The sequence below is a fragment of the Pseudomonas sp. SH10-3B genome (assembly GCF_019891415.1).
In the GTDB taxonomy this organism is placed as follows: Bacteria; Pseudomonadota; Gammaproteobacteria; order Pseudomonadales; family Pseudomonadaceae; genus Aquipseudomonas.
This window is the reverse complement of sequence record NZ_JAFLXD010000078.1, coordinates 1-13,935: the sequence shown is the minus strand read 5'-3', so window position 1 is coordinate 13,935 and position 13,935 is coordinate 1. Positions and strand designations below refer to the sequence as shown.

Annotated in this window: 17 protein-coding genes; 8 read left to right on the top strand and 9 right to left on the bottom strand. The window is 61.9% G+C overall.

Annotation, left to right across the window (positions count from 1 at the left end; translation table 11 throughout):
* Positions 1-173 precede the first annotated feature (173 nt).
* The 4 genes from J1G35_RS29475 to J1G35_RS29460 are packed head-to-tail and all read right to left on the bottom strand — an operon-like array spanning position 174 to position 3,228.
* Positions 174-1,529 (bottom strand): 4Fe-4S binding protein, encoded by a 1,356-nt coding sequence (locus J1G35_RS29475; RefSeq protein WP_223016749.1) that lies wholly within the window; start codon positions 1,527-1,529, stop codon positions 174-176.
* Positions 1,526-2,365: an FTR1 family protein gene (locus J1G35_RS29470; protein WP_223016748.1), complete on the bottom strand. Its 840-nt coding sequence runs from the start codon at positions 2,363-2,365 to the stop codon at positions 1,526-1,528. Before J1G35_RS29470 ends, J1G35_RS29475 begins: the two co-directional genes overlap by 4 nt.
* Before the next feature lie 9 nt (positions 2,366-2,374).
* Complete coding sequence (locus J1G35_RS29465) at positions 2,375-2,698, bottom strand: cupredoxin domain-containing protein (RefSeq protein WP_065948150.1); 324 nt, start codon at positions 2,696-2,698, stop codon at positions 2,375-2,377.
* Complete coding sequence (locus tag J1G35_RS29460) at positions 2,698-3,228, bottom strand: iron transporter (protein WP_053130268.1); 531 nt, start codon at positions 3,226-3,228, stop codon at positions 2,698-2,700. The genes J1G35_RS29465 and J1G35_RS29460 overlap by 1 nt, the downstream gene beginning before the upstream one ends.
* 178 nt (positions 3,229-3,406) lie before the next feature.
* Here J1G35_RS29460 and J1G35_RS29455 point away from each other — a divergent pair, with 178 nt between their 5' ends.
* Entirely contained in the window at positions 3,407-3,616 is a 210-nt protein-coding gene (locus tag J1G35_RS29455; protein ID WP_053130271.1) for a DUF3079 domain-containing protein, read from the top strand.
* Here J1G35_RS29455 and J1G35_RS29450 read toward each other — a convergent pair.
* Positions 3,605-3,883 (bottom strand): hypothetical protein, encoded by a 279-nt coding sequence (locus J1G35_RS29450; RefSeq protein ID WP_223016747.1) that lies wholly within the window; start codon positions 3,881-3,883, stop codon positions 3,605-3,607. The two genes, J1G35_RS29455 and J1G35_RS29450, sit on opposite strands and share 12 nt — an antisense overlap.
* A gap of 68 nt (positions 3,884-3,951) precedes the next feature.
* Positions 3,952-4,428, bottom strand: a complete 477-nt coding sequence (locus J1G35_RS29445) for a hemerythrin domain-containing protein (protein ID WP_053130277.1) — start codon at positions 4,426-4,428, stop codon at positions 3,952-3,954.
* A 256-nt stretch (positions 4,429-4,684) separates the two neighbouring features.
* On the opposite strand from J1G35_RS29445, the gene J1G35_RS29440 reads away from it, so the two are divergent.
* A complete protein-coding gene (locus J1G35_RS29440) occupies positions 4,685-4,891 on the top strand; it encodes a PLDc N-terminal domain-containing protein (protein WP_053130280.1) in 207 nt (68 codons plus the stop codon).
* A 61-nt stretch (positions 4,892-4,952) separates the two neighbouring features.
* Here the strand turns inward: J1G35_RS29440 and J1G35_RS29435 are convergent, their stop codons facing one another.
* Positions 4,953-5,513 (bottom strand): type 1 glutamine amidotransferase domain-containing protein, encoded by a 561-nt coding sequence (locus J1G35_RS29435; protein WP_223016746.1) that lies wholly within the window; start codon positions 5,511-5,513, stop codon positions 4,953-4,955.
* Between the two features lie 377 nt (positions 5,514-5,890).
* On the bottom strand, positions 5,891-6,676 hold the full coding sequence (locus tag J1G35_RS29430; protein WP_053130286.1) for a DeoR/GlpR family DNA-binding transcription regulator: 786 nt from the start codon (positions 6,674-6,676) through the stop codon (positions 5,891-5,893).
* A gap of 121 nt (positions 6,677-6,797) precedes the next feature.
* Here J1G35_RS29430 and J1G35_RS29425 point away from each other — a divergent pair, with 121 nt between their 5' ends.
* Positions 6,798-7,973: an alpha-hydroxy acid oxidase gene (locus tag J1G35_RS29425; protein ID WP_223016745.1), complete on the top strand. Its 1,176-nt coding sequence runs from the start codon at positions 6,798-6,800 to the stop codon at positions 7,971-7,973.
* A gap of 177 nt (positions 7,974-8,150) precedes the next feature.
* Here J1G35_RS29425 and J1G35_RS29420 read toward each other — a convergent pair whose 3' ends face one another.
* Positions 8,151-9,077, bottom strand: coding sequence for an alpha/beta hydrolase (locus J1G35_RS29420; RefSeq protein WP_223016744.1), 927 nt, complete (start codon positions 9,075-9,077; stop codon positions 8,151-8,153).
* A gap of 162 nt (positions 9,078-9,239) precedes the next feature.
* Between J1G35_RS29420 and J1G35_RS29415 the strand changes: the two genes are divergently transcribed.
* From J1G35_RS29415 to ycaC, 5 genes are all read left to right on the top strand, one after another.
* Positions 9,240-10,085: an SDR family oxidoreductase gene (locus J1G35_RS29415; RefSeq protein WP_053130294.1), complete on the top strand. Its 846-nt coding sequence runs from the start codon at positions 9,240-9,242 to the stop codon at positions 10,083-10,085.
* A 34-nt stretch (positions 10,086-10,119) separates the two neighbouring features.
* Positions 10,120-10,707 carry an NUDIX domain-containing protein gene (locus tag J1G35_RS29410; protein ID WP_223016743.1) on the top strand — a complete coding sequence of 196 codons (588 nt, stop codon included), beginning with the start codon at positions 10,120-10,122 and terminating at the stop codon, positions 10,705-10,707.
* 106 nt (positions 10,708-10,813) lie between these two features.
* The gene (locus J1G35_RS29405; RefSeq protein WP_053130301.1) at positions 10,814-11,404 is read left to right on the top strand and encodes an antibiotic biosynthesis monooxygenase; all 591 of its coding nucleotides are present in this window, start codon (positions 10,814-10,816) and stop codon (positions 11,402-11,404) included.
* Complete coding sequence (locus J1G35_RS29400) at positions 11,401-13,239, top strand: amidohydrolase (RefSeq protein WP_223016742.1); 1,839 nt, start codon at positions 11,401-11,403, stop codon at positions 13,237-13,239. Before J1G35_RS29405 ends, J1G35_RS29400 begins: the two co-directional genes overlap by 4 nt.
* Positions 13,240-13,266: 27 nt before the next feature.
* The gene (gene ycaC, locus J1G35_RS29395) at positions 13,267-13,884 is read left to right on the top strand and encodes an isochorismate family cysteine hydrolase YcaC (protein ID WP_027607149.1); all 618 of its coding nucleotides are present in this window, start codon (positions 13,267-13,269) and stop codon (positions 13,882-13,884) included.
* Positions 13,885-13,935: the final 51 nt, after the last annotated feature.

Sequence of the window (13,935 nt, the reverse complement as noted above, 5' to 3'; positions counted from 1 at the left end):
AGTAAGGAAGAACGCAGTGCATCAGACACTCTGTGGAGGCTGGTTTTGGGGCTGCTTCGCAGCCCAACGCGGGACAAGCCCGCTCGCCACAGGGGAACTCGCCAGTCTCTGAAATTGTGTAGATATCTATGGCCATCGGGGGCAAGCCCCTCCCACATTTGCATCAGTGTGCATCAGCCAGCCCACCCCCAGAACTGCAACCACCAGCCACACCCCACCAGCCCATTACTCAGCAGTACGCACAACCATCCCAGGCAGCGCGGTCGGGTTCCAAGCCCCTTGAGCTGCCGCCAACCCAACCACAAGCACCAGCCAATCGCGGCGCTCAGCATCAGTGCGCGCGCCGGTTGGACCCATGCCAATGCCAACCCTTCATAGCGCAACAACTTCACCGTCGTCGCCGACAGCCCCAGGAACAGCCCTGCACCACCCAGGGGCGTGAGTGTCAGCGCCAGGGGCCGAAACAGTGCGCGATCGCCCGCCGCGCGTGCGGCCAGGCGCAGCAGCAGCCAGCAGCCACCGCCGATCAGCAGTGCGCTGCCACCCAGGTACAGCACGATGCACAGGCCATCGAGCCAGCTGAAGCTGTCGTTGAGTTGCGGGTAGTGCGTGAGCAGCCACCACGGCGCGTTGTCTTGCAGCAGCCATAGCCAGTCGCGGCTCACCAGCCATTCGGCGAGTGTCTGTTTCAGCGCGATAAACCACGGGCTGACGGTCCATTGGAATGCGCCCATGGCCAATCCGATCACGCCAAACAGCAGCAGGCGCGCATCCCACGGCGAGCCGGGTTGTCGCGGCGCCTGGAGAATCTCTTGATTGCACGAGCGGGCGATCAGTTGCACTGCGCCGCGTTGCCCGCTGCAACGGCCGCAGGCGTGGCAGTCGCTGGCGCCTTGCAGGCGGCGGATGTCCAGGAGGGGCGCGCAGTTGGGCAGCGGCAGGCGCGGGGCATTGTTGGCTTTCCAGCGTTGTTCATCCACGGCGAAATGCAGCGGCGCCAGGCGGGCGAGCAGGGCGAACACGCCGCTGACCGGGCACAGGTAACGGCACCACACGCGCTTGCCGCGCACGAACAGCAGGCCGACCAGCACCGCCGCCAACGTCGAGCCGCCGAGGATCAGCAATGCTGCCTGGGCGTAGTCGTACACGCTGATCAACTGGCCGTAGAGCGTGGTGAGGCAAAAGCCCAGGGTCGGCCAGCCGCCCCAACGCAGCCAGCGCGGTATGCCCAGGCCGCGCCCGTGCTGGCTGGCCCATTCGCTCAGCGAACCCTCCGGGCACAGCACGCCGCACCACAGGCGCCCGAACAGCACCATCGACAGCAACACGAACGGCCACCAGATCCCCCAGAAGATAAATTGCGCGAGCAGCGTCAGGTTGTTCACCACGCGCGCCTGGCTATCGGGCAACGGCAGCACGGCGGGCAGCACCAGCAACACGGCGTAGACCAGCACCACCGCCCATTGCGCGGCACGGATCAACCGCCCATGGCGGCGCATCCCATCGCCCAGTTGCTGCAACCAGCTCATGCCGCGTGCCGGGCGCGACGCAGGCCGTTGCCCACCCAGAGCCAGTAGCCGAGCAGTACCAACACGGTGATAAGGCTAGGCGCCGCTCGGTAGCCGGCAAAGTCGGCCAGCAGCGCGCCCAGGCCGTGGCTGTCACTGAGCAGTGCGCTGCTGTCCCAGCGGCTGTCACCGACTGCGGCGTAGGCCCACTCGGGCATGTCCAGGCCCAGCAGTTGCCCACTGATACGGTCCACGGCCGCGACCAGCAAGGCCCCACCGAGCAGCAACAACAGTGCCTCGCTGAGGGCGAAAAACCGTGACCAGGAGATAAAGCGCCGACTGCCGCGCAACACCAGGACGGTGAGCCCCGCCAGTGCCAGGCCGAGCAGGCCGCCGACGGCGAACGGGCCTTGCGCCTCATCGTGCAGGCGCGCCCCGGCGCCATACAAAAACACCACGGTTTCACTGCCTTCGCGGCTCACCGCCAGCAGCGCCAGTAACAGCACGCCCCAGCCGCCCTGGCGCGCCAGTCGCTCGTCGGCCTCGCGTACCAGGGTGTGTTTGAGCGTGGCCGCGTTGCGGTGCATCCAGAACACCATCTGCACCATCAAGCCGCTGGCCAACAGGGTCAGCGCCGCTTGCAGCCACTCGCCCTGTGGACCGGTCATGGTGTCACCGGCCCAGAGCATCAAACCGGCCAGCCCGGCCGAACACAGCAACCCCAGCAGCACCCCGGCCCAGAGGAAGCGGGCCAGTTGCGCATGGCCGGCCTGGCGGCTGATCCAGGCCTGCAGAATGCCGATCACCAGCAGGGCCTCGACGCTTTCACGCCAGACAATAAACATCGATTGATTCATCAACGGCTCCTATTCGGCGAGGATGCTGCCTTCTGGCAACTGTGGGTTGAACTCGTCGAAGAACGGGTACAACCCCGGCTTGAGCGGGTGGATCACCACAAAGGTGGTCACTCCCGCAGACAACACCTTTTCGACCCGCAACGGTGTGCTTTCGAATTCGGCCGGGCCTTGGCCGATGTTCTTGAGCACGATCTTGAAACGCTCATCGGCCTTGACCACCAGTTGTGGCGGGTCGAAATGGCCGTCCTGCAGGCTCAGCTCATAGGTGGGCAACGGTGCCGCCACTGCCGCGCCGCTTAGCAGCAGGCCGCCCAGCAACAGGGCGCGGCGCATCAATAACCGCCTTTTTTGCCGATGCCGGCGTAGACGAATTCGTAGTGCACCTCGCAGCGTTCGAACCACGGGGCGACCCCGGTTTCCTTGTCGGTATGACGGCCCAGGGAGTGGTGGCCGGTGGGCGGTAATACGCTGAAGGTGAGGGTGTATTTGCCTGGGCCTTGCAGCTTGACGTTATCGCCATAGTGCGGCCCGTCGTTGGCGACCATGGCGTGGAAGTCGCCGCTGATGGGGGTGTCGCTGCCTTGTTTCTTCAGGGTGAAAGACAGGTTGAGGTAGGGCACGAAACTGCCTTCCTGAAACCCTTGGGCATTGTCCGCCGTGGCGCGTACGTCGGCCTCCAGGTGCACATCGGAATCGGCCGTGGCGCGCATCATGCCGGCGGGTGCCATCTCGATCGGTTGCAGGTACACCGCGCCGATTTCCAGGCCGGGGCAGTGTTGCGGTTCACCGATCGGGTACTCCTTGGCAACTGCCACGGAGGTACTCAGCAGCAGGGCAAGGGACAACAAAGAAGGGCTACGCATGGAGGCTTCCTGACGGGTGAGGGGAGAGAACCCGAGTCTAGGAAGGTCAGCAGTAAATAATAATGATTCCTGTCAAGTTTCGAGGATATTTCATCTTGTCCAGGCTTGATGCCGGTCAAGGTTGCACAGGCTTTATGGGGGTAGGTTGCAGGGAGTGTTCGTCGCCAGGGAGCCCATCATGGCCAAGCCTTTTCCGCTGCACCCCAAGCACCCCGAGCGCATCTGCTGGGGCTGTGATCGCTACTGCGCTGCCACCGACCTGGCCTGCGGCAATGGCGCCGACCGCACCATGCACCCGGCCGAAATGATCGGGGATGACTGGTACGAACATGGCGACTGGGGGCTTGCGCCCGAGCCGCCGGTTGCGGATGAGCCGTCAGCTGCCTGAGCGGGGTTTTTCCTTGCCGTCTTTATGGGTGTCAGCCGGCCTGGCGGGTTTGCTCGGCGGTTTGGCGGTGTCCTTGGTTTTTTTGTCGCTGTCCGAGGGGCTGCTGGGGTAGGTCCCCGGTGGCAGGGCGGAACCGGCGGCGCTGTCGCCACTCAAGGCGTTGGAGGCAGGTTCCGGGTTATCGCCAAAGGCGGCGAGGGCGGGGCCCGAGAGCAGGGCTGACAGGCCGACGATAAGCACAATCCGTTGGGACGATCTGGTCTTCATGACGCTATCCCCTATCGTGTGGATGTATCAAGAGCCTGGATGGATTCCAGGCTCTGGTCATGCCTCGATCAAGCCGCCATGGGCTTGCTCGACTGCAACTTTTTATGCGCCGCTTTCATGGCTTCCATTTCAGCGCCCAACTCTTCAAGCAGCGCCTTGCCCAGCAGCTTTTTAGCCTGCGGGAACATCTCGGTTTCCTCTTCTTCGATATGGTGCTCGAGCAATTCCTTGACTACTTTGACGCGGCCGGAAAACTCGGTGGTCGAAGGTTCGGTTTGCTTCAGGTCGGGCAGTACCAGGGAGTCGACGGTGCGATGCTCTTCCTTGGCCTCGTGGTACATGATGTCCTGTTCCTTGCCGCCGGCTTTTCTGAACGCCGGGTAGAGGATTTCTTCTTCCAGCTTGGTGTGCAGGCTGATTTCCGCTTCCAGCTTGGCCAGCAACTCGGTGCGCTTCTTAACCCCGCGTTCGGTGGACTCACTCAGTTGAGTGAGCAGGGCCTTCACGCGTTCGTGGTCGGCTTTGAGCAGGTCAATGGCATTCATGGGTGACACCTCACGGGAATTTCAGGGCGTGTCGATATGCACGCCTCGTCCACTGCTGTGGTGCATCAGTTGTACCAACTTGAGCTTTTTTAAATTCGTGTTTTATTTCAATGGGCTACAGAAGGCGGGAGGCAGTGCCCGTCGTGCAGGTTGCATGGTTGGCCGTGCGGCGCGTTGCATTCCACAACGCAAGAAAATTTAAATGAACCCTCGTGCCCGATGCTTGACCTAACCCATACGACCTAGGAGGTGAAGCATGGAAATTCAATATATCTGGATCGGCTTGGCGGTGATTTTGCTGTTGCTGGAGTTGTGGGCGATCAATATCGTCCTGCGCAGCACCGGTGGTTGGGAGAGCAAGGGGTTGTGGTTGGTGATCCTGATTTTTGTGCCGTTGTTTGGCTTGATTGCCTGGGCGATGTTCGGGCCCAAACGTGAGATGCCGCAGCAGCGTAAAAGCTGAGTGGTTTGGGGAAAGGAAAACAGGCGCCGAGAGGCGCCTGTTTACATTCAACCGTGGCCGTTCAACCGGCGACAGCCTTGGCAATCGCCTCATTGAACGCTGGCAAATCATCCGGTGTGCGCGAGGTGATCAACGTCCAGCCATTGGCCTGGCACTGCTTGACCTCGGCATCCACCCATCCAGCGGCGCCGGCGTTTTCCAGGTCGATGCGCACGCTCTTATAGGAGGTCAGGGTCTTGCCCTTGATCACGCCGGCGTCGATCAAGGTCCATGGGCCGTGACAGATCGCCGCGATGGTTTTACCCGCGTCGGCGAAGTCCTTGATCAGGCGCAGCGCGGCAGCATCCTGGCGCAGTGTATCGGCATTGACGGTACCGCCGGGGATGACCAGGGCGTCAAAGTCGCTGCTCACGACGTCCGACAGTTGCACGTCGGATTCCACGGTTTTGTCCTTCTCGGTGTCGCCGACAAAGGTCTGGGTAGTGCCGCCTTTGCTCGAAGCGTGGGTCACCGTAGCGCCGTAGCCGCGCAAGGCATCCAGGGGCTTGAGCAGTTCGTCGCGCTCGATGCCGGTGTTGGAGGTGATGATCAAAATCTTCTTGCCGTTAAGGTGTGAACTCATGATCGAGTGTCTCCTGAGGGGTGGATTAAAGAAGCGATATGGGAGAGTGGATCGAGTCCGGGCGGCAAAGGTTTAAATTAATTTGCGCTTATTTCGCCGGCGGTTGGCGCGGGCAATTTCCTTGAACTATCCAAATTCACCGGCCTCTGCGAGCAGGCTGCCGAGACCGAGCGCAAGCTGGGTCACTGAGTGCCAAAGTGCGGCAAGCGGGCTTTTGTGGCGAGCGGGCTTGCCCCGCGTTGGGGCGCGTAGCGCCCCCCAATAAGCCCACCGCCACTATCCTGCCTAAACGCGGTGGCTGGTTTTAGGGCCGCTTCGCAGCCCAACGCGGGGCAAGCCCGCTCGCCACAACAAGCCTGCCAGCCACACCGCTGCTGCTACTCGGTATCCACCCGCAACACCTCCAACCCTAACTGCTCATACGCCTCCACACTCGGCACATGCCACTCCGTGATCAACGTGTGAATACGGTTGCATGGCGCCACCACAAACGGCTCCACCGCTCCCAGCTTGTCCGCCAGGGTCACCGCTACCACATGGGAGGCGCTGTCGAGCAGGGCCTGTTTGACCGCGACCTCGTCAAAATGCAGCGAGCTGATGCCCACTTGCGGGTGCAGTGCGCAGACCCCGGTAAACAGCAGGTCGGCCTTGATACTCTGGATCAGGCGCACGCTTTCCTGGCCGCTGGTAGACAAGGTGGCCGGGTTGAGTTGGCCGCCGGCGAGAATCACTTTTACGTCGGGATGGTCCGCCAGGGCGATGGCGATCATCGGTGACGGCGTGACAACGGTCAGGCGGATCGAACGTGGCAATGACTGGGCGATCTGCAACGTGGTGGAGCCGGAATCGAACAGCACGATCTGGCCGTCCTGCACCTGGTCGGCGGCGAGTTGGGCAAGTTGACGCTTGGCTTCATTGGTCTCGCCGACACGGGTGAAGAAGTCCTTGCCGGTGTCCTTGGGCCGGGGCAGGGCGCCACCGTGCACGCGCTGCAACAGGCCGGCGGCGGCGAGTTCACCGAGGTCGCGGCGGATGGTGTCCTGGGACACCGCGAAGTGGTCCACCAGTTCCGAGGCAGTGACTTTGCCGTCGCGTTCCAGCAGCAACAGGATCTTCTGTTTGCGCAGCGAAGGCAGGTCGATGGCGTGATGAGTGTTGTGCATGGTTGTGCGCTTTTTTGCGGGTTTGTGCGAGATTAGTCCGCAGTCGATATAAACGCAATGGCTGGTTGCCCACCCGTGGGACGGTTACTCTCTGTGCTCAGTTCAGGGAGAGGTGACCTAGATGTCGTTGATTACAACCATCGAAGATTTACGCAAGCTGGCGCAAAAACGTGTCCCACGGATGTTCTACGACTACGCCGATTCCGGGTCCTGGACTGAGAGCACCTACCGGGCCAATGAAAGCGATTTTGCCCGGATCAAATTCCGCCAGCGTGTGGCGCGCAATATCGATGAACGTTCGATCCGTACCAGCATGATCGGCCAGGACATGGCCATGCCGGTGGCCCTCGCACCGACGGGCCTGGCCGGCATGCAGCATGCCGATGGCGAGATCCTCACCGCCCGTGCCGCCGCCGCGTTCGGCCTGCGCTATACCTTGTCGACCATGAGTATCTGTTCCCTCGAAGACATTGCCGAACACGTCGGCAAGCCATTCTGGTTCCAGCTGTATGTGATGCGCGATCGTGGGTTTGTCGAGCGATTGATCGAGCGCGCCAAGGCTGCCGGCGTGGATGCGCTGGTGCTGACCCTGGACCTGCAGATCCTCGGGCAGCGCCACAAGGATCTGATCAACGGCCTGTCGGCACCGCCCAAGCTGACCCTGGCGAATATCCTCAACATGGCCACCAAGCCGCGCTGGGTGATGGGCATGCTCGGCACCCAACGGCGCGGTTTCGGCAATATCGTCGGGCATGTGAAGGGTGTGGCGGACATGAGTTCTCTGTCGTCGTGGACCGCCCAGCAATTCGACCCGCGCCTGAGTTGGGACGATGTGGAATGGATCAAGAAGTGCTGGGGCGGCAAGCTGATCATCAAGGGCATTCTCGATGTAGAAGACGCGCGCCTGGCCGCCAATTCCGGTGCCGATGCACTGGTGGTGAGCAACCACGGTGGCCGCCAGTTGGACGGCGCACCGTCGAGCATCAGCCAATTACCGGCGATTGTCGAAGCGGTGGGCGAGCGTATCGAGGTATGGCTGGATGGCGGGATTCGTTCCGGCCAGGACGTGCTCAAGGCCATGGCACTCGGCGCCAAGGGCACCATGATCGGCCGCCCGCATTTGTACGGTTTGGGCGCGATGGGCGAGGCCGGTGTGACCAAGGCACTCGACATCATCGCCCGTGAGCTGGACGTCACGATGGCACTGTGTGGCTATAACGATATACGCGATGTGAATCGCGAGATTTTGCTGCCGGGTACCTTCCCCGAAAGCGTTTATGCAGCAAAAAAATCGTAAAAAAATAAAAAGAGTTGTCCACGAAAACCGTGGGTATCTCTGTGGATAACTTTGCGAACGCCCGGCAGGGTTGGCGATTTAACCAAAGGTTAATATTTGATCAACTGCCGGCGAGGGCCAGTATGGGCAGGGTTTGCGCTTGACAGCCAAGCGCGAACCCAGTGCCGAAAAGCACATTTATGACTCGTTGTTGCGACCTGTGGCGTGGGTCACAACCTGGGCCGGCATCTTCGCTTGCATCAGGTTATCCAGTGCCTGGCGATAGCTGCGACCGGCCCGGCTCATGCTGTTGTTGTGGCTGGCACCCGGCACCAGCAACAGTCGCTTGGGTTCCTGGGCGGCTTCAAACAGTTGCTCGCTGAAACGCGGCGGTACGTAGCGGTCGTCCAGGCCATGCACTACCAGCAGCGGCATATGGATGTCGGCGATCTTGTCGATGGAGTCGAACTTCTGCGACAGCAGCCAGCGTACCGGTAATGACGTGTTGGCCACCGCCGTGGCGACGTCCGCCAGGGATGTAAATGTCGACTCGATCACCAGGCCGCGTACCGGCAGCGGCGTTTGCTTGCCCAGTTCGGCGGCCAGGTCGATGGCCACCGCGCCGCCGAGTGAGTGTCCATAGATCAGGCGTTTGCCAGGGTCCGGTTGCAGTACCTGGAAGCGTTCCCAGGCGACGCGCGCATCTTCGTACACGGTGGTCTCCGACGGCAGTTCACCGTGGCTCTGGCCGAAACCGCGATAGTCGATGGCCAGCACCGAGAACCCGAGTGCATGCAATTGCTCGATGCGAAACAGCTGGCCGGTGAGGTTCCAGCGTACGCCGTGCAGGTAGAGGATCGCCGGCGCGTCCTTGTTGGCTGCCGGGTACCACCAGCCATGAATGTTCTGCCCCGACTTGAAACTGGCGGGCTTGAGTTCGAATTCCTGCACCGCCTTGGGCAAGCCGCTGTACCAACCGGCAGTGCCCGGCTCGATACGAAATACCAGCTCGCGCTCCTTGTGCTGCAGCACGCTGCAACCCACCGGCAGGCCAATGATCAACAGCGCCATGCACAGCAAGGGAAACCAGCGCAGGCTCAGGCGCGAGAGAAAACGAGAGGGCATGAAGATTCCAGGGCAAAGGTGAAGCTGTGGTTTTACCAGATGGCCTACACAGGCAGGTATAAATTCGACGGCTGTCCAGGGTGATTGCTTGCAAAGTGTTACAGCATTGAACAACCCGTGCACAGGTTGTTAGGGTAGGCGGCCGAACAGGAGAACAAGCACATGGATTTCACAGGTAAAACCGCCATCGTCACCGGCGGTGCGCGCGGGTTGGGACTCAGTTATGCACGAGCACTGGCCCTGGGCGGTGCCCGGGTGGTGATCAGCGATATCGGCGCCGATAAGGCCGGTGCCGGCAACGATGCCTCGGTAGTACAGGCGGCGGCGGAGGCCTTGCAGGCCGAAGGGCTCGCAGTGGTCGGACATGGCGGCGACTTGTCCACCAACGAGGGTTGCCAGCAACTGGTTGCGTACGCCATCGAGGCATTCGGTCAACTCGATATCCTGATTCACAACGCCGGTTGGGTGGGTTACCAGAACATCCAGGACCTGGATGCCGCGTTCCTGCAGCGGGCCATGGACATCAACCTCTACGCGCCACTTTGGTTGTGCAAACACGCGTGGCCGCACCTGCTGCGCTCAACCGCGCCACGCATTATCCTCACCACGTCCGACCGCGCCATGTACGCACAATACGAGCAGACCGGCCTGGTGGCCTACAGCGCTGGCAAGATGGCGCAATTGGGGATCATGAACGCGCTGAGCCATGAGGGTGCCGAAGCTGGCATCCGGGTCAATGCGATCTCGCCGGTGGCCAAGACGCGCATGTGGGGCGTGACCGAGGAACCCGACGAGCTCAAGCCGGATTGGGTGACACCGGGAGTATTGTTTCTCGCCTCCACGCTGTGCGAGGACACCGGCTACATCCTGCGGGCCAGCAACGGTCAATTCACCGCAACGCGTTTCACTGAGAATCCTGGTGTGGATTACCCGCGCAACCTGGCGCGGATCCACGCCGGCAGTGCTGAAGAAGTCGCCGCCGCGTGGCCTCGCATCAAACAAGCGTGAACCCCGATTACTCCTTGGAACAAAGAGCCTGACCATGGACAACAGCCCCGTTCGCATCACCGCCGAAGAAACCCTCTCGGACAACTGGTACCTGCTGAAAAAATACAGCTTCGACCTGCGTCGCCGCGACGGCAGTTGGCAAGCCCAGACCCGCGAGGTGTATGACCGCGGCAACGGCGCGACCATCCTGCTGTACAACCGCGAGCAACGCACGGTGTTGCTGATTCGTCAGTTCCGCATGCCCACCTTCGTCAATGACTACCCCGGTTACCTGATTGAAGCGGCGGCGGGGTTGCTGGACAACGCCAGCCCCGAAGAGCGCATTCGCCTGGAGGCGGAGGAAGAGACGGGTTATCGCGTCGGGCATGTGGAGAAGATCTATGCGGCGTTTATGAGCCCTGGGTCGGTCACCGAGCGGATTCACTTTTTCCTCGGCGAGTACCAGCCGGGAGACCGGATCGGCAGTGGCGGTGGCCTGGAAGAGGAGGGCGAGGACATCGAGGTGCTGGAGCTGGGCTTCGAGCAGGCGTTGGCCATGGTGCAGAGCGGCGAGATCGCAGACGGCAAGACCATCATGTTGTTGCAGCACCTGGAGTTGCGCATGCTCAAACAAGGTTGGTGACCCCCTGGCAGCGATCCCCCTTAAACAGCACGTACATGCAATTTTCCCACCCCCATCCCCGGCACACTCCCCTCATCGCTGAAATTTCAAGGCAGAGGGGCACACCATGGACCCAGCACCGCAGACCGGGCGCGACGAAGTCGTCACCCTGGTGGTCAAACACCTGATCAAACCCGGTCAGGAAGCCAACTACGAAGCCTGGTTGCGTCGCATCGTGCGCATTGCCGGCGAGCGTCCCGGCCACCTCGGTGTCGACGTGGTGCGCAGCAAACAGAACAACCTGGCGCTGTTCACCTGTGTCCTGCGCTACCGCTCCACCGATGATCTGGAAACCTGGCTCGAATCCCCCGAGCGCAAAACCCTCATCACCGAAGCCGCGCCCATGCTGGCCGACGGCGACAAGACCGAGATCGGTGCGGTCAATGAATTCTGGTTCAGCCCCGACAGCGAAAACGCCGTCAAGCCGCCGCGCTGGAAGCAGGCGGTGGTGACCTTGTGCGTGATCCTGCCGCTGACCCTGCTGGTGCCGATCGTGTGGGGCCCGATCCTGCGTCTGCACCCGTTCCTGTCCAACTACGTGGTCGCCACCTTCCTGGTCACCGTGACCATCGTCCTGCTGGTGGTCTACCTGTTGATGCCGGCGGCCACCCGCCTGTTCGCTCCCTGGCTTGAAGCCTCTGTAAAGGAAACCCTATGAACGCCGATCTGATTCTGTTCAATGGCCAGTTCCACACCGTGGACCGTGAAAACCCACGGGCAACCGCCGTCGCCATCCGCGAAGGGCGCTTTGTCGCCGTTGGCACCGATGGCGAGGCCATGGCCCTGCGTGGCAGCGGCACCCAGGTCATCGACCTCAAGGGCCGCACGGTGATCCCCGGCCTCAACGACTCGCACCTGCACCTGATCCGTGGCGGGCTGAACTACAACCTCGAACTGCGCTGGGAAGGCGTGCCGTCCCTGGCCGATGCCCTGCGCATGCTCAAGGAGCAGGCCGACCGTACCCCGACGCCGCAATGGGTGCGGGTGGTCGGTGGCTGGAACGAATTCCAGTTCGCCGAAAAACGCATGCCGACCCTGGAAGAGCTCAACCAGGCCGCGCCGGACACCCCGGTGTTTGTGCTGCACCTGTATGACCGTGCCTTGCTCAACCGCGCCGCCCTGCGCGTGGCCGGCTACACCAAGGACACGCCGAACCCGCCGGGTGGCGAGATCGTGCGCGACAGCAACGGCAACCCCACCGGCATGCTGGTGGCGCGACCCAACGCGATGATCCTCTACTCGACCTTGGCCAAAGGCCCGAAACTGCCGCTGGAATATCAGGTCAACTCGACGCGCCAGTTCATGCGCGAACTCAATCGCCTCGGCCTGACCAGCGCCATCGATGCCGGCGGTGGTTTCCAGAACTACCCCGATGACTACGCGGTGATCGAACAACTGGCCAAGGATGAACAGTTGACGGTGCGCATCGCCTACAACCTGTTCACCCAGAAGCCCAAGGAAGAACTCAGCGACTTCAAGAACTGGACCGGCAGCGTCACCCTGCACCAGGGCGATGACTACCTGCGTCACAACGGCGCCGGCGAGATGCTGGTGTTCTCGGCCGCCGACTTCGAAGACTTCCTCGAACCCCGTCCCGACCTGCCGCTGACCATGGAGCAGGAGTTGGAACCGGTGGTGCGCCACCTGGTGGAACAGCGCTGGCCGTTCCGCCTGCATGCCACCTATGACGAATCGATCTCGCGCATGCTCGACGTGTTCGAGAAGGTCAACCGCGACATTCCGTTCAATGGCTTGCCGTGGTTCTTCGACCATGCCGAAACCATCACGCCGAAGAATATCGAGCGGGTGCGCGCCCTCGGGGGTGGTATTGCGATCCAGGACCGCATGGCGTTCCAGGGCGAATACTTCGTCGAGCGCTACGGCGCCAAGGCCGCCGAAGCCACACCACCGATCAAGCGCATGCTCGCCGAAGGGGTGCCGGTAGGGGCGGGCACCGATGCCACGCGGGTGTCGAGTTACAACCCGTGGACCTCGCTGTACTGGATGGTCAGCGGCCGCACCGTCGGTGGCCTGGAGCTGCACGCCGAAGGCCTGCCGCGCCTGACCGCGCTGGAACTGTTCACCCATGGCAGCGCCTGGTTCTCGTCCGAGCAGGGCAAGAAAGGCCAGATCAAGGTCGGCCAATTGGCAGACGTGGCGGCGCTGTCGGCGGACTTTTTCAGCGTCGATGAAGAAGCCATCAAGTGGATCGAATCGGTGCTCACTGTCGTGGGCGGCAAGGTGGTCTACGGCGCCGGCGACTTTGAAGACTACGCACCGCCTCGCGTGCCGGTGCTGCCGGACTGGTCGCCGGTGGTCAAGGTGCCGGGGCACTGGCGCCCCGGTTCGCCGTTGCAAGCTCAAGTACACCAATGCAGCGGCCCGTGCGGCGTGCATTCCCACAGCCACGAAAAGGCGCGCCTTTCCAAAGTGCCGGTCAGCGACTTCCAGGGCTTCTGGGGAGCGTTTGGCTGCTCGTGCTTTGCGTTCTGATACCTAAACCCACAAAGGAGTTATCCCATGACTTACAAGCGCTTGAACAAAGATGACGCGGTGGTGCTGTTGGTGGATCACCAGACCGGCCTGATCTCCCTGGTGCAGGATTTCTCCCCCAACGAATTCAAGAACAACGTGCTGGCCCTGGCCGATGTGGCGAAGTTCTTCAACCTGCCGACCATCCTGACCACCAGTTTTGAAGGCGGTCCTAACGGCCCACTGGTGCCAGAGCTCAAGGCACTGTTCCCGGACGCGCCGTACATCGCCCGCCCTGGCCAGATCAACGCCTGGGACAACGAAGATTTCGTCAAGGCGGTCAAGGCTACCGGTCGTAAGCAGATCATCATTGCCGGCGTGGTGACGGACGTGTGCGTAGCGTTCCCGACCCTCTGCGCCCTCGACGAAGGCTTCGAGGTGTTCGTGGTCACCGACGCCTCCGGCACCTTCAACGAAACCGTGCAACAAGCCGCCTGGGCCCGTATGACCGCCGCCGGTGCGCAACTGGTGAACTGGTTCGCCGTGGCCTGTGAGCTGCAAGTGGACTGGCGCAACGACATGGAAGGCCTGGCCAACCTGCTGTCGCCGCGCATCCCCAACTACCGCAACCTGATGAACAGCTACTCGGCGTTCACTGCCAAGTAAGCGGTTTTCAAGCCTTTAGGTAATCAATGTGGGAGGGGGCTTGCCCCCGAT

Excerpts from the sequence above, each read along its gene's own strand:
- J1G35_RS29475 (WP_223016749.1), bottom strand. The coding sequence starts at position 1,529 with ATGAGCTGGTTGCAGCAACTGGGCGATGGGATGCGCCGCCATGGGCGG.
- J1G35_RS29470 (WP_223016748.1), bottom strand. The coding sequence starts at position 2,365 with ATGAATCAATCGATGTTTATTGTCTGGCGTGAAAGCGTCGAGGCCCTG.
- J1G35_RS29465 (WP_065948150.1), bottom strand. The coding sequence starts at position 2,698 with ATGCGCCGCGCCCTGTTGCTGGGCGGCCTGCTGCTAAGCGGCGCGGCA.
- J1G35_RS29460 (WP_053130268.1), bottom strand. The coding sequence starts at position 3,228 with ATGCGTAGCCCTTCTTTGTTGTCCCTTGCCCTGCTGCTGAGTACCTCC.
- J1G35_RS29455 (WP_053130271.1), top strand. The coding sequence starts at position 3,407 with ATGGCCAAGCCTTTTCCGCTGCACCCCAAGCACCCCGAGCGCATCTGC.
- J1G35_RS29450 (WP_223016747.1), bottom strand. The coding sequence starts at position 3,883 with ATGAAGACCAGATCGTCCCAACGGATTGTGCTTATCGTCGGCCTGTCA.
- J1G35_RS29445 (WP_053130277.1), bottom strand. The coding sequence starts at position 4,428 with ATGAATGCCATTGACCTGCTCAAAGCCGACCACGAACGCGTGAAGGCC.
- J1G35_RS29440 (WP_053130280.1), top strand. The coding sequence starts at position 4,685 with ATGGAAATTCAATATATCTGGATCGGCTTGGCGGTGATTTTGCTGTTG.
- J1G35_RS29435 (WP_223016746.1), bottom strand. The coding sequence starts at position 5,513 with ATGAGTTCACACCTTAACGGCAAGAAGATTTTGATCATCACCTCCAAC.
- J1G35_RS29430 (WP_053130286.1), bottom strand. The coding sequence starts at position 6,676 with ATGCACAACACTCATCACGCCATCGACCTGCCTTCGCTGCGCAAACAG.
- J1G35_RS29425 (WP_223016745.1), top strand. The coding sequence starts at position 6,798 with ATGTCGTTGATTACAACCATCGAAGATTTACGCAAGCTGGCGCAAAAA.
- J1G35_RS29420 (WP_223016744.1), bottom strand. The coding sequence starts at position 9,077 with ATGCCCTCTCGTTTTCTCTCGCGCCTGAGCCTGCGCTGGTTTCCCTTG.
- J1G35_RS29415 (WP_053130294.1), top strand. The coding sequence starts at position 9,240 with ATGGATTTCACAGGTAAAACCGCCATCGTCACCGGCGGTGCGCGCGGG.
- J1G35_RS29410 (WP_223016743.1), top strand. The coding sequence starts at position 10,120 with ATGGACAACAGCCCCGTTCGCATCACCGCCGAAGAAACCCTCTCGGAC.
- J1G35_RS29405 (WP_053130301.1), top strand. The coding sequence starts at position 10,814 with ATGGACCCAGCACCGCAGACCGGGCGCGACGAAGTCGTCACCCTGGTG.
- J1G35_RS29400 (WP_223016742.1), top strand. The coding sequence starts at position 11,401 with ATGAACGCCGATCTGATTCTGTTCAATGGCCAGTTCCACACCGTGGAC.
- ycaC (WP_027607149.1), top strand. The coding sequence starts at position 13,267 with ATGACTTACAAGCGCTTGAACAAAGATGACGCGGTGGTGCTGTTGGTG.